This window comes from Sporosarcina sp. HYO08 (assembly GCF_001563475.1).
GTDB lineage: Bacteria > Bacillota > Bacilli > Bacillales_A > Planococcaceae > Sporosarcina.
The window spans coordinates 353,034-366,185 of sequence record NZ_LPUT01000001.1 but is presented as its reverse complement, the minus strand read 5'-3'; the positions used below and the strand labels follow the sequence as shown (position 1 = coordinate 366,185).

At 43.6% G+C, this 13,152-nt stretch carries 19 protein-coding genes and 1 other annotated feature; all 19 genes read right to left on the bottom strand.

Annotation, left to right across the window (positions count from 1 at the left end):
• Positions 1-11: 11 nt before the first annotated feature.
• Positions 12-620, bottom strand: coding sequence for a Spo0B domain-containing protein (locus AU377_RS01790; RefSeq protein ID WP_067403213.1), 609 nt, complete (start codon positions 618-620; stop codon positions 12-14).
• Between the two features lie 90 nt (positions 621-710).
• Positions 711-1,001 carry a 50S ribosomal protein L27 gene (rpmA, locus tag AU377_RS01785; RefSeq protein ID WP_067403210.1) on the bottom strand — a complete coding sequence of 97 codons (291 nt, stop codon included), beginning with the start codon at positions 999-1,001 and terminating at the stop codon, positions 711-713.
• A 15-nt stretch (positions 1,002-1,016) separates the two neighbouring features.
• A complete protein-coding gene (locus AU377_RS01780) occupies positions 1,017-1,340 on the bottom strand; it encodes a ribosomal-processing cysteine protease Prp (protein ID WP_067403207.1) in 324 nt (107 codons plus the stop codon).
• Between the two features lie 6 nt (positions 1,341-1,346).
• Positions 1,347-1,655 carry a 50S ribosomal protein L21 gene (rplU, locus tag AU377_RS01775; protein ID WP_067403203.1) on the bottom strand — a complete coding sequence of 103 codons (309 nt, stop codon included), beginning with the start codon at positions 1,653-1,655 and terminating at the stop codon, positions 1,347-1,349.
• Positions 1,656-1,668: 13 nt separating this feature from the next.
• Positions 1,669-1,742: a sequence feature (ribosomal protein L21 leader region), on the bottom strand.
• 42 nt (positions 1,743-1,784) lie between these two features.
• Complete coding sequence (locus tag AU377_RS01770; RefSeq protein WP_067403200.1) at positions 1,785-2,399, bottom strand: site-2 protease family protein; 615 nt, start codon at positions 2,397-2,399, stop codon at positions 1,785-1,787.
• Entirely contained in the window at positions 2,396-2,965 is a 570-nt protein-coding gene (locus AU377_RS01765) for a hypothetical protein (RefSeq protein ID WP_156450350.1), read from the bottom strand. Before AU377_RS01765 ends, AU377_RS01770 begins: the two co-directional genes overlap by 4 nt.
• A 166-nt stretch (positions 2,966-3,131) precedes the next feature.
• A complete protein-coding gene (gene minD / locus AU377_RS01760) occupies positions 3,132-3,929 on the bottom strand; it encodes a septum site-determining protein MinD (RefSeq protein WP_067403195.1) in 798 nt (265 codons plus the stop codon).
• 1 nt (position 3,930) lies between these two features.
• On the bottom strand, positions 3,931-4,608 hold the full coding sequence (minC, locus tag AU377_RS01755; protein WP_067403193.1) for a septum site-determining protein MinC: 678 nt from the start codon (positions 4,606-4,608) through the stop codon (positions 3,931-3,933).
• A gap of 26 nt (positions 4,609-4,634) precedes the next feature.
• Positions 4,635-5,159 carry a rod shape-determining protein MreD gene (gene mreD / locus AU377_RS01750; protein ID WP_067403190.1) on the bottom strand — a complete coding sequence of 175 codons (525 nt, stop codon included), beginning with the start codon at positions 5,157-5,159 and terminating at the stop codon, positions 4,635-4,637.
• On the bottom strand, positions 5,156-6,052 hold the full coding sequence (mreC, locus tag AU377_RS01745; protein ID WP_067403187.1) for a rod shape-determining protein MreC: 897 nt from the start codon (positions 6,050-6,052) through the stop codon (positions 5,156-5,158). The genes mreD and mreC overlap by 4 nt, the downstream gene beginning before the upstream one ends.
• An 18-nt stretch (positions 6,053-6,070) precedes the next feature.
• Entirely contained in the window at positions 6,071-7,087 is a 1,017-nt protein-coding gene (locus tag AU377_RS01740; protein WP_067403184.1) for a rod shape-determining protein, read from the bottom strand.
• A 162-nt stretch (positions 7,088-7,249) separates the two neighbouring features.
• Positions 7,250-7,951 carry a DNA repair protein RadC gene (radC, locus tag AU377_RS01735; protein ID WP_067403181.1) on the bottom strand — a complete coding sequence of 234 codons (702 nt, stop codon included), beginning with the start codon at positions 7,949-7,951 and terminating at the stop codon, positions 7,250-7,252.
• Positions 7,941-8,555: a nucleoside triphosphate pyrophosphatase gene (locus AU377_RS01730; protein ID WP_067403178.1), complete on the bottom strand. Its 615-nt coding sequence runs from the start codon at positions 8,553-8,555 to the stop codon at positions 7,941-7,943. The genes radC and AU377_RS01730 overlap by 11 nt, the downstream gene beginning before the upstream one ends.
• Positions 8,556-8,651: 96 nt before the next feature.
• The gene (locus AU377_RS01725; RefSeq protein ID WP_067403175.1) at positions 8,652-9,299 is read right to left on the bottom strand and encodes a hypothetical protein; all 648 of its coding nucleotides are present in this window, start codon (positions 9,297-9,299) and stop codon (positions 8,652-8,654) included.
• Positions 9,300-9,410: 111 nt separating this feature from the next.
• Positions 9,411-10,163 carry an A24 family peptidase gene (locus AU377_RS01720; RefSeq protein WP_067403172.1) on the bottom strand — a complete coding sequence of 251 codons (753 nt, stop codon included), beginning with the start codon at positions 10,161-10,163 and terminating at the stop codon, positions 9,411-9,413.
• Between the two features lie 81 nt (positions 10,164-10,244).
• Positions 10,245-10,946, bottom strand: coding sequence for a hypothetical protein (locus AU377_RS01715; RefSeq protein WP_067403169.1), 702 nt, complete (start codon positions 10,944-10,946; stop codon positions 10,245-10,247).
• Positions 10,943-11,530, bottom strand: a complete 588-nt coding sequence (locus AU377_RS01710) for a PilN domain-containing protein (protein WP_067403166.1) — start codon at positions 11,528-11,530, stop codon at positions 10,943-10,945. Before AU377_RS01710 ends, AU377_RS01715 begins: the two co-directional genes overlap by 4 nt.
• Positions 11,514-12,497, bottom strand: a complete 984-nt coding sequence (gene pilM, locus AU377_RS01705; RefSeq protein WP_067403163.1) for a type IV pilus biogenesis protein PilM — start codon at positions 12,495-12,497, stop codon at positions 11,514-11,516. The genes AU377_RS01710 and pilM overlap by 17 nt, the downstream gene beginning before the upstream one ends.
• Positions 12,498-12,689: 192 nt before the next feature.
• Entirely contained in the window at positions 12,690-13,139 is a 450-nt protein-coding gene (locus AU377_RS01700; RefSeq protein ID WP_067403160.1) for a type II secretion system protein, read from the bottom strand.
• Positions 13,140-13,152 lie beyond the last annotated feature (13 nt).

The following is a 13,152-nucleotide window of genomic DNA, read 5'->3' as shown; positions in this document are numbered from 1 at the left end:
GTAATTTCCTCCTATTGTCCACGAATGGTGAACGTCCATTGATTTTCTGAATCAGTTGCTGTGACCTCAAAATCACCCATCGGCTCCGGCAGTTCGAGCTTTCGCCGAAAATCACCTTGAATCGTAAAGCGTAAAGACCAGCTCGTTTGTGATGCATAAACGCTAATATTTACTTCATAATCACTTAAAGGGTCAATCCATCGTTCGATCTCTTGAAACAGCTTATCCAAATAAGATGCCACATCCACATCATTCGACTTTCTGACCCCACGCTCAATTTCCGTTGTTACTGTTTTTGAAAATGTCGGATGCAGCCAAACGAACGTATGAATCCAAGTCTCTACAGCGGGAAGACCGAGCTTATCGAGCACGGCTTCTTCGCGCATTCGTTCAGTAATTCGAAGTATATTTGTTCTGGCTGCTTCTTTTTGATCCAGGTCTAGATTCAATAATACTAATTGCAATTCATTCAAAAAATCATGACGTGCATATTTCAATGCCTCTTTAATTGTTAGCTTTTTCATTTCCATACTGTGTGTAAGACTTGTTGGAATTTCAGACGTGAAGGATGCAAGTCTATCCCCTTTCCCCACAATTTCAACATTATTCCAATTTGACAATTCCCTTGACTATCAGTATAACATTTCTCGTCAAAAAACCTCAAAATAAAAAGGACTGCAAATATTGTGTGCAGTCCTTTTTTTCGTATATTATGCTTCTTGAGCTTCTGGATATACGCTAACTTTCTTTTTGTTACGGCCTAGACGTTCAAAACGTACTACACCGTCAACTTTTGCGAAAAGTGTATCGTCTCCGCCGCGGCCAACGTTTTCACCTGGGTGAATTTTTGTTCCGCGTTGACGATAAAGGATGGATCCGCCTGTTACGAATTGTCCGTCCGCACGCTTTGCGCCAAGACGTTTCGCTTCAGAGTCACGACCGTTTCGTGTCGAACCTACCCCTTTTTTCGATGCGAAAAACTGGAGATCTAAACGTAGCATGTGTGCCACCTCCTACTATTTGAGGATGATTTTTATATGTTGCCCATAATCTTTTTCAATCGTCTGCAAAGAAACAATCATTGCCTGTACGATTAATTGTGCGTCATAATCGTTATCGGATTCAGGAATACTAACCTTTAAATAACCGCCGTCTGTTCCTTGTTGGATGTCAGGGGTCATTCCTGCGAGGGCAATGATCGCATTGACAGCACCAAATGATACTGCTGATGCGCCCGCACAGACAAGATCTTTTCCATGTTCCGCATAATCGGCATGGCCTGTCATTTCAAAAGAAGTGATGCGGCCGTTGGACTGTTTATTGATAATGACTTTAATCATATCAGCTTACAGATTGATGCCTTCGATGACAACTTTTGTGTAAGGCTGACGATGACCTTGCTTTTTGTGGTAGTTCTTTTTCGGCTTGTATTTGAATACAGTGATTTTCTTAGCGCGGCCTTGTTTAACGATTTTACCCGTTACAGAAGCACCTTCCACGAATGGAGCGCCAACTTTCACGTCTTCTCCACCAACGAATAGAACTTTGTCGAATGTAACTGTTTCTTCAGCTTCACCAACTACTTTTTCAATGTAGATTTCTTGGCCTTGTTCGACTTTGATTTGTTTACCACCAGTTTCGATAATTGCGTACATACTTGCACCTCCTCATTAGACTCAGACTCGCCTTCACAGGTGATCCATAAGGATGCTTGTACCTGATCAGCGCGGTTGTAGCACGGGTGCTACAAACAATAACATTTGAATATTACCATGGATAATGCTTCACGTCAACCTTTTCAGTTTTAAATTTAAATAAGCCGCTTCATATTTTCGAAAACGAAAAACCGAGATATTTTGAATAAGAAGAAAAAGTGCAAGAAGGATATATGGAAGGGTTTTTGGCAAACCAGCAGACAATATAAGAATCGCAGCAAAAAGGAAACAAATCGAATGCACAATTAACACCGTGCGCATTCTTACCCCTTCTCCGCCGATCCTCGTTAAAGCGCTAAGCACTTGGCCGCCGTCAAGTGGTAAAATCGGCAGCAAGTTGACAGCTAATAACGCCATTTGGATCCGAATGACTTCTTCGCTTGCGGGGAATTTAAAAAGAAGCGCTGCACATAAAAGCAAAGCTGTCGCAGTCGGACCTCCGAGTGCGACGGCAAGCCTAGCTGGTGTAGTTGCTAAATGACGGTCCTTGATCTGTATTTCTCCGCCATACGGCATGATTGTACAAGACCTAACTGTCATGCCGACAAACTTTGCAGCTAGCAAATGGCCAAACTCATGAAATAGAAGTGAAGTAAACAAAATCGCATAGAGCGATAACCCGCCTGTAAATGCAAGGCCAATAAAAACTGGAAGCAAGACAGGGTGAATGCGAAACTTCATCATTCAACGAGCGATGTATTGCCGCCCGATAAATACGTCGGCATGAGCGAAGCATCTAGCTTAACGCCATTACGCTTCACCATCAAATACATCGTTCCCTCTTCCAATAATGCCAGCGTGTCCCCTTCTTTCACAGCTGTATAAGGAAGTTTAGAAAATGTGCCAACAAACCCATACGTCACTTCATCCCCATCATCGTACATGACGGTGATCGTCTTGCCTGATTCCCGTGTGAAACCTGTGAAAATAACAAGGCCATTCCCTTGCGCTGCAATCGGCAACGGATCTGTGTACGATACGATGACACCATCTTTGTAGGGCTGCATCGATTCATACGCCGCAATGAGCGGTCCTGTTTCGTCTGGAATTTCCCCCGTTACAGCGATTGTCCGCGGGGTCGCATCTTTTAACATCGAAGCTACCCACTTTTTCATTTCGATAAAATCTTCACCTGTCGTCACGTATTGTGACACAGGTTTCAGTAAAATGCCCGTATCCTCAAGCTTTGCAACACCGAAAACAGCAAGTGCCAACAGAATTGCCAGCACCCACTTCGTCCTCCATTTCACCCGTGCACCACCACCCGTTTTTGTCAGTATATGAATGGGACACGGGGAATATTAAACTATTGAAAAATCGAGTGACTATCATCGCCTAGTTCATAAGTGCGATCACAAAATTACGAGCACACTTTTATAAAAAATCCCCAACACAAAAAACATGTTGGGGATTTGGTTACCTCGCAAAAATTGCTTTTAACTTCCCGAAAAATCCTTGCTTACTCGACTCTAGTGACATAAGCGGTACGGATTCTCCTAAAATTCTGCGTGCAATATTACGGTATCCAATTGCAGCGGGATTGGCCGGGTCCATGACGACGGGTTCTCCTTTATTAGAAGCTGAAATCACGTTTTCGTCATCCAGCACGATTCCTAGTAAATCGATCGATAAATGCGTGGTAATGTCGTTTACATCCAGCGCATCTCCCGATGACATCAGTTGGCTTTTAATCCGGTTAATAATCAATTTTGGCGGTTCAATCGATTCTTGTTCTAACAAACCGATAATGCGATCCGCGTCACGTACCGCCGAAATTTCTGGTGTCGTGACAACAATGGCACGATCCGCACCGGCAATTGCATTTTTATAACCTTGCTCAATTCCCGCAGGGCAATCAATTAATACATAGTCGTAATCACGTTTCAATTCAGTAATCAGTTCTTTCATTTGCTCCGGGGTTACGGCGTTTTTGTCCGTCGTTTGAGCAGCGGGCAATAAAAAGAGTCCTTCATCAAAACGTTTATCTTTCACAAGTGCTTGATGCACTTTACAGCGACCTTCGATGACATCGACTAAATCATAGATAATTCTATTTTCAAGTCCAAGAATGACGTCAAGGTTTCGAAGACCGATGTCGGTGTCAATCAGACACACTTTCTTGCCTTGTAGGGCCAATGCAGTTCCAAGGTTTGCGGATGTCGTCGTCTTACCGACACCGCCTTTACCAGATGTTATCACAATTGCTTCACCCAACTCAGCTTCCCCCTTTAAATGTAGACAGATTCGGACGGAGTATCCGAAGTTCCTGCAGACGGTCAATCGCAATGAAGCCATTCGCATGCAAATACGCACATTCCATTTCCGGTTGCTCCGACAAAATGGTGAGCTCATCCGTCATGATCTCAAGTTTGTCCGCAATCATTAAATGTGTTGCCTCCAGCCATGATGCCGCGATCACTGCATCCGTATTACCTTTCGCGCCTGCATGGGCAAATCCTTTGAGTCTGCCTAAAATATATATGCTGCCGGCTGCAACGACGCGGCCATTTGGGTTCACGTCGCCAATCACGACCAAATCGCCTTCTGCCTCCACGACTTGTCCTGATCGAATTATACCGACATACGTTTCTGATTGTTGTTCTACGATTTTCCGGTTACATTCTTCCGACGTGATGACATCGCTCTGAACTTTCGACACACGTAAATTCGGAGATTCGTGAATTACGCAAATAATCTCCTTCACTTCATCTTCATTACAATAACGATTTCCTGTATGGACTTGGACAGCAACCTCCTCCATTCCATCTAAGCCATCTTCCTGCACTTTTTTCCGAAGTTCCGCAATCATTTCTGTGTAGGAACATTTATCATCCAGGCGAAGAACAAGTCCATCCTTCGTCCCTTTGATTGTCACATATTGTTGCTTCACCATTTGCGTCCCCCCGCGATTTCCTCAATTCACAAAATATCACCACGTTTAAGAAGTACCCTTTTGTAAATTACATTTTTAAATAACCAGCCAAACATTATGATAAAAATGGAGTTGGCAACCATTGTTGGCACAAGCCTTGTCACGATAAACTCATCCAAATGAATCGATGTCAAAGCAATTAGGCTTGCGAAGAAAAATGAAAATAATTCCAGCAAAATGATCATTGATAAAGACAAGAACATCACCGTTACAATATGACGATGCACTTCGCGAATGATCAATGATGCGATAAAACAAATTAACGGATATAGGAATGCGTATAAACCAATAATATCAATGTGAAACATATCATACAAGAGTCCGAGTATGATTCCGTAAACGATTGCACGCTCACGGCTATAGTAGGCTGTAATGAAAATCAAATAAATCATCACAAATCGCGGAACAAGCGTATATCGAATATCTCCCAATTCAATCGGCGAAAAAAGACTAAAGACAGGCTCCAAGAAAAATAATAAAACAGCAATAAGAGGGACGACGAATCGGATCATGATCCATCCTCCCCCTTCGTGTCTTTATCTGAGATGCCAGCGTCCGTTCCATTCGGATCAGTCGTCACGTTCCGTCTTGTCACAATGACATGATCAAGCATCGAAAAGTCTGCCGCAGGACGAATATACGCAAGTTTTGTCAGCCCATAATCATCTGTCGACACTTCCGTAATTTCGCCGATCAAGAGACCTTTCGGAAAAATACCGCCAAGACCTGAAGAAATTACCTTTTGCCCTTCTTTGACATCGAGCCGCGAATCGATCCGTTTCATGATCAATTCACTCCGCTCATGGTCGTACCCTTCAATCAGGCCAAAAACTTTTGTACCTGCCACAACCGCCGCAACGCGAAAGTTCCGATTTTCCGTTGTTAAAAGCTCAACCGTAGACGTTAACGGCGTCACCAAAACGACCTTTCCGATGAGTCCATTGGATGTAATGACGGCCATATTTTTTTCAATCCCATGCACTTCCCCCCGATCAATAATGAGTTTTTGTTCCCACTGGTCAGGATTCCGTGAAATAACGGTTGCTTGCACAGAATCATAAGCCCGTAAATCATCTTCCTTCTTGACAATGTTGAGTAAACGCTCATTTTCTGATCGCAAATCGATGACTTCCGCTTGTGTCGCCGCGTACTCACTTAATCTCGCTTTTAACTGCTTGTTTTCCTCATATGTATTCAATACCCCATCAATGTTCCCGATGACATTCGTTATGTAATGTGCCGGCTTTGAGAACAGCGATTGTCCAAAGCCGACGACATCCTTGACTAGTTGTTCCGGTAGGCTGGCATGTTGCCGATCCTTCAGGGAGAATGAAATTAATGCCACAAGCACGATAATGCTCACGAGCAGTAAGATCAATCGTTTATTTGAAAAAAATCGCGGCATTGCCTGTGCGCCCCCTCATTATTTTGCTTGCATTTTGCGAATAACATCTATATTGTCGAGTGCTTTACCTGTTCCAATTGCTACACAGTCAAGTGGATCTTCCGCGATAAAGACAGGCATATTTGTTTCGTCTGATATGACTTTGTCTAAATTACGCAGCAACGCGCCACCGCCTGTTAAGACAATTCCGCGTTCCATGACGTCGGATGATAACTCTGGCGGAGTTGTTTCAAGCGTCTTTTTCACACCTTCAATAATTTGTGCAATCGATTCTTTCAATGCATCGACAATTTCAGCCGAATCAATTTCAAGTGTTTTTGGCAGACCTGTCAACAAGTCCCGTCCGCGAATTTCCATTTTCTCGGATTTTTCCAATGCTCTTGCAGAGCCAACTTCGATTTTAATCGCTTCAGCTGTACGCTCACCAATTGTTAAATTGTACGTTTTGCGGATATAGCTAATAATGGCATGATCCATTGTATCGCCGCCAACACGAATCGATGAACTTGTAACAATTCCACCAAGTGAAATAACCGCGACTTCCGTTGTACCACCACCAATATCGACGACCATACTGCCAGTAGGTTCCCAAACTGGCAGATTTGCGCCAATTGCCGCTGCAAAAGGTTCTTCAATCGTAAACGCATCTTTCGCACCCGCTTGTTTTGCCGCGTCTGTTACAGCACGTTGTTCAACGGATGTAATGCCAAACGGCACACAAACCATGACATTTGGCTTTTTCCAAGCACTGCCAGATGCCTTTGTCGCTTCTCTCATATAATGTTCAATCATTGCTGTCGTAATTTCAAAATCGGCGATAACACCGTCTTTCATCGGACGTGTCGCAACAATCGATCCAGGTGTACGACCGATCATATTTTTCGCTGCACTTCCGACTGCGACAATTTCGCCCGTATGCGTATTTTTCGCCACAACTGAAGGTTCTCTAAGTACAATTCCTTTTCCTTTTATAAAAACAAGTGTATTCGCTGTGCCAAGGTCAATCCCAACATCTCTTGATCCAAATCCAAACAAGTAAGTTCTTCCTTTCTTCTAAACCGCTCCGTAAACGGCATTCATGAAATCATACACCATAGTATAACGGATAGAAGCAAAAATTTACAGTGACACATGATGCCAATCTGCTTTTAGTTCAATGAAACTAGAAAAATAATTGAAATCGTTAGTCCAAGGGCTTCACATGTACCCCTTTTCTTTAAGGCTAATGAACTTATGATCCCCGACAATAATATGATCGAGCACGTCAATGCCCATAATTGAACCCGCTTCTATTAATCTTTTTGTAACGTCGATGTCCTCTGGTGATGGTGCTGGGTGCCCAGAGGGATGATTATGCGCGATGATAATCGAGGCGGCGGAACGTTTTACGGCTTCGCGGAATACCTCCCTAGGGTGTACAATGGAAGAATTTAATCCGCCGATAAAAACAGTCTTTTTATAAAGCACTTCATTTTTCACATTTAAAAACAACACGATTAAATGTTCCTGTTTTAAGGAAGACATATCCGTCATTAAATATGCGGCTGCGTCTTCGGGTGAGCGGATGGCATAGCGGCCGCCTTCTGTATGCTTTCTGTATAATCGTTTACCAAGTTCTGCCGACGCAAGAATTTGGACAGCTTTTGCCTGTCCTACCCCTTTGACGGACATTAACTCTTCAATCGTTGCATCTTTTAAATCTTGAATTTGGTCAAGGCTCGATAAAATTCGATTGGCGAGAACGAGGACAGATTCTTTTCTTGTCCCCGTCCGCAGCAAAATGGCGATCAACTCTTGATTCGATAAACTCTCCGCTCCTTGTCGAATGAGTCGCTCTCGCGGCCGATCAGCGATATGTACATCTCGAATCATCATTTTCGGCTGAAGATCAATCGGCATTTGGTTGACCTCCTTCCTGTAAAACAATCAGTTGAAGTCGTCGTAGTTCTTCCACAAGCTTTGCGATCGGAAGCCCGACGACCGTGTGATAATCCCCTTCAATTTTGGCGACAAGGAGCGCCCCTGCCGTTTGAATACCATAGGCGCCCGCCTTGTCCATCGGGTCTTTGGAGCGAACGTAAGCATCGATAAGCGCATCATCTAGCTTTCGAAATGTTACAATCGTTTCGGTCGCAAAGGTCTCGACTTGTCCGTTATGATAAATGCCGACGCCTGTTATGACAGAATGTTCACGGCCTGAAAGCTTCCTCAGAAACCGAATGGCCTCCGCCTCTGATGCCGGCTTTGGATAAACAACACCGTCTTGCACAACGATCGTATCCGCACCGATCACGATCGCTTCTTCATGCCCGGCCGCAACCGCCCACGTCTTTTTAGCAGCCAATGCCCGGGCCAATCCTTGAAAATCATCGCCTTTCCACCCTACATCCTCCGATACATCGCTTGGAATGACCGCAAAAGGCAGTCCAAGCAGTTGCAGCAACTCTCTTCTGCGTGGTGAAGCAGACGCTAAAATCACTCGTTTTGGCGCGATAAACTTCATAAAAAATCCCTCCTTTTTCTTTAGTTTACCCGAAGGGACGATTTGTGAAAATTGTGCCGAAAAGCGAATAATAAGAACTTAATAGGCAATTCTGGCTCAAAATGAAATTTTCACGCATGGATCTGTATGAGAATAATGAGAGAGCAAATGTAATTTAACGATGCCAACATCATCCGTAAACGTTGTCATAGCGGCGATATGACTATTAAACGCTTTCGTTTTTTCGTCGGGTTCCACCCCCTCTTCCGCTTTCGCCAAAGATTTAATTTGCGCCAATTCAGTCGCTGTCATCACTTCACGTAACTTGCTTGCGCCTACCGCTTCACATGCCGCTGGGTTCGCCGTAAAAGGCTTTCGGAAAGTCCCTTCTTCTGCGCTTACCGGGATCGTACTGCCAGCTGCACCGACCATTGACCAGACGTAAAACTGACCGTCCACTTCGACCAACGCCGCTTTTGCGAGCGCTGGGTTTTCATTCATAAAAGAAGTCGCGGCTTCTTTTGAAGAAAAGACGCCATGCTGTTTCGCCACTAACGAAATCGCTTCGCTGTCGGCGACCGGCTGCTCATCTTTTCCCTCAGGTCCCGATGTCGCCACTTTATCGCCATTCGCCCCCGCAGAATCTTTCCCATTCGTATTCATCAACAACAACCCAATGACCGCAACCGCTCCAATGCCGATCAAGACACCATGCAAGATCGCCATAAAAACCGACATATTTGAATACTGTTTACCGAACTTCATTTCCGACCACCTCGTCTGTAGGATAGGCTTAACTATCTATTCACCGTAACAGACGAGACATGAAAAAGAACAAGACGCATGTCGCCTTGTTCTGAAAAACTTTTCGACCGTTCAAAACAAATTCGTATACCAACCGACAATTTCAGATCCCCAGAAATAAACAATCACAGCCGCAGTGGCAATGGACGGCCCAAAAGGAATCGGTGTTTTTCGTCCTTGCCCGGTACGTTTTAAAAAGATGAGCCCAACGATCGAGCCAATGAGCGCTGCCAAAAATAACGTCAACAACGTATGAACCGTTCCGAGCACGAGTCCAATGACGAAAAACAATTTAATATCACCGCCGCCCATGCCGCCTTTCGACACGACCGCGATGAGCAGTAAAATAAGAAATCCGGCCGCCGCACCGAGCAAACTATCCCACCAAGGCGCGAGAGGAATAAACAAACGCAAGATGAGCAAAACAACCCCAAACGGCAACAGCACTTTGTCGGGAATTAACATATACGCAATATCCGATACCGTAATGATGACGAGCAGTGAGATGAATAGCAGTGCTATGATAAGTTCCATTGAAAACCCGAGCATCCAATAGCTCAGCACGAATAGTACGCCTGTCAACAGCTCCATAAATGGATAGATCAGGCTAATACGTGTGCCGCATCCTCTGCACTTTCCTCCTAAAAAAAGAAATGAAAATACAGGCACAAGATCGAGCGCACCGAGCCGACGTTCACAAATTGTACAATGTGAAGGCGGCGAGACGATCGATTCTTTTTTTGGCACGCGCAGTCCGACGACATTGTAGAAAGAGCCTAAGGCGATGCCGTATATGAAAAAGAAAACACTTATAACGATCCCCATAAAAATCTCCCTCTATCAGGTACCGATCTACTCACACAATCTATGAAGGTCAACATGTATAAGTGACTGGCACCCAAGTAATCACTCTTCAGAATAGAATGTTGTCAATTGCACAGAAACGCTTATACGCTTGTCAGGATCTTTTAATGCCAACTCCCCTTCACCCGGTTGAGCGATATCGATCGTATCAATGCGAACCACACGTTCCAGTGATTCAAGCTCCTTTAAAAAGAGCATTAAATAATCCGCGTCCAGCGTCATCAGATCAATATGCAACGTCATCAGTTTTAGTTCGGGGGGAAGTGTTGTAATATCAATAAACGTAACAGGCTTTTCTTCTTCAGAATTCTCTTCTTGCTTCTGAGCCTGTTCTTCCTGTTGTTCCTCGGCTTCTTTTTTCGCCTCTTCTTCCGCGGGTGTTAACTTCGTCGATTGTGACACTTCATCATCGTAATTATTAAATGTGATCGCGATGATTTTTGATTCACTAATGAGCTCCACTTCATTCAAATCACGAAGGAGCTTATCCAAATCCCGGCTGACCGGAAGTTTTTTTCGAAGTTCATAGTCGTCAGATGTACTCGTTTCCACTTTACTTAAAGCGATTATTTGCTTTTCTAAAGCAATGGTTTCTTGCTGAATTTGTGTGATTGATCGTTCCAATTGATCTTTTTCTGCGATTTTTGGATAGATCAAATAATAATAGACGGCGCCAAGCAACACGAACGCTAGGAGGCCGAGTAAGAGGGCAAGCAATTTATTTTCTGCAAACGATCCCCTCATTGAACGACACCTCCGTTTCGTAAATACGATGGCTCGATCGTCACCGTAATTGTATTAGCAAAACGTTCTACTTCATCGAAGCTTGTCGTTTTTTCTTCCTCATCATCTTTCGGACTAAATGTGGAAATACTTTCAACTTTAACATCTGTGAAATAAGCACTGCCGTCTACATCACCGATATACGTCGAGACATGCGACAGTGTTTCAAAATCGACATCGACTGTAATGGTGTTTTCGGTAAACTTATACGAACGAACATATGTATTTTCCGGGATATACTTTAGCAGCTCTGTAAGTAATGGCGATACCGGATATGATACGCTTTCTATAAACTGCACTGATGTCGCAAGGTCTGCCACAACAGGCGTTTCTAGTGCAGCGACTTTCGCTTGAAGCTGCGATTTCCCCGCTTCTTCGGTTTGTTTCATCGCTTGCAATCGGTCGATGTTTTTAGAAACGATCACATATTGGGTACCGATCCCGATGAATAATAACGCGAAAACGATGCCGAAAATGATGAAGAACAGCCTTTTATTGGCTAATGACCGATCCCTTTTCGGTAATAAGTTAATGTCGGGTGCCATTATTTGGGTGCCTCCCTCTCAAAGCCAAGCCGATCAATGCCGCATGCTTCGCCTCAAATTGAGGGAAATCCCGCTGCACATACACATCGTCAATGACATGAACCGGTAAATCGATGACCGTTTTCAGCTGTTCGACGATGAATGTCATTTCCGGATTGTCACCCATCATGACAATGTCATCGACAGATTCCTCACCTTTATTCAAAGAGAAGCGGTAGAAATTCAAAATGCGCTCGATTTCAAACAGATGATTGATTAACGTTTGTCGATACTCTTCAATATCCTCTTCATATGTATAACCCTTGTCCATTGAATAACGCCAGCTGCGAGATGGATTTTCAGTCGGCTGGTAACGAAGAAATTCAACGTTGCCATCTGTATAAATACTGAGCGCAGCAGCATGAATCGACCAATCGATGAGTAAATACGTTCGACTCTCTTTAAAAAAGGAGGTATGTTTCAAGAAACGGATATTCGATAACGTCCGGACATCTAAAATCGTCGGATGCAACCCAACATCTTCAAACAATTGCATGGCCTTATAAATTTCATCAGAAGGTGCCGCAAACAAAACCGCTTCCCCGTCATCTGGCACATGGTCGTACACATCGATCAACGGATCGTCAAACGGCAAATGGATCGTCTGCCCAATTTCCATCTCAACATACGCTTTAAGTTCCTCTGTCGCAACATCATCGGGATGCGTAAACGCCCGCATCATAACGGAGTGATCCGGCGTAAAAAAACGAACATCACTTTTTGAGATATTCCACTCTTTGACAAAGGTTTTTAGCGTATCAAATAAAGCCAATTCATCTTTTACTTCTTCGTCTACAATGACACCTGGCTTTAATACGACTTCATGGACAGTAGCCATTGATAAATCGCCAGTAGTGTCTACAAGCGCACGTATTGCAAAATCATCCATTTCAAGCGAGACAGTTCGTTTTCTCTTTCTACGAAACATACCCGTTCCTCCTTTTTCTAAAAACAGTAATTTCCTCTCTTCTGGATGCCAATCATTAACATCTTCACCTTACGGGTGCCAGAGACCCAAGGGAACAAATTACCGTTGTGCGGGCTTGCGAACGAATGTATTGGGAGAAGACAGCAGCCTGGAGGGCTGCTGTAAAAGAATATAATCTCAAGTGTTAAAATATTATTGAATAGTAGTATCACCACTAATATCTTTAGCTTTTTTAGTATCAGCATTAATAATATCTATTGTTGCACCAGTGAATGATATAGAATGACCATTTACTTTCTGATTAGAAGTTCCTGTAATTGCATGTGGTTTTTCTTTAGTAATTGATGTACCTTCCGGGAATTTTCCTATCGACTCTAAATAGCCCTCATCTTTTAGTTCTTTAAGAGTGACTGTATCGGTACCATTTAGGCCTTCTGGATTGTCAGTGAAGAAAATATTCGCAGCATTTAAGGCATTAATCGCATCCCCTTTTACCGCATTATAACGTGAATTATCAATAATATTCCCAATCGCCGGCACAGCAATCGCCGCAATAACCGCTAAAATAACAATAACTGCTAGTAACTCAACGAGCGTTAACCCTTTCTCGTTTTTTAACTGCTTTCTTAGTTTCTTTAACATGTTTATCCCTCCA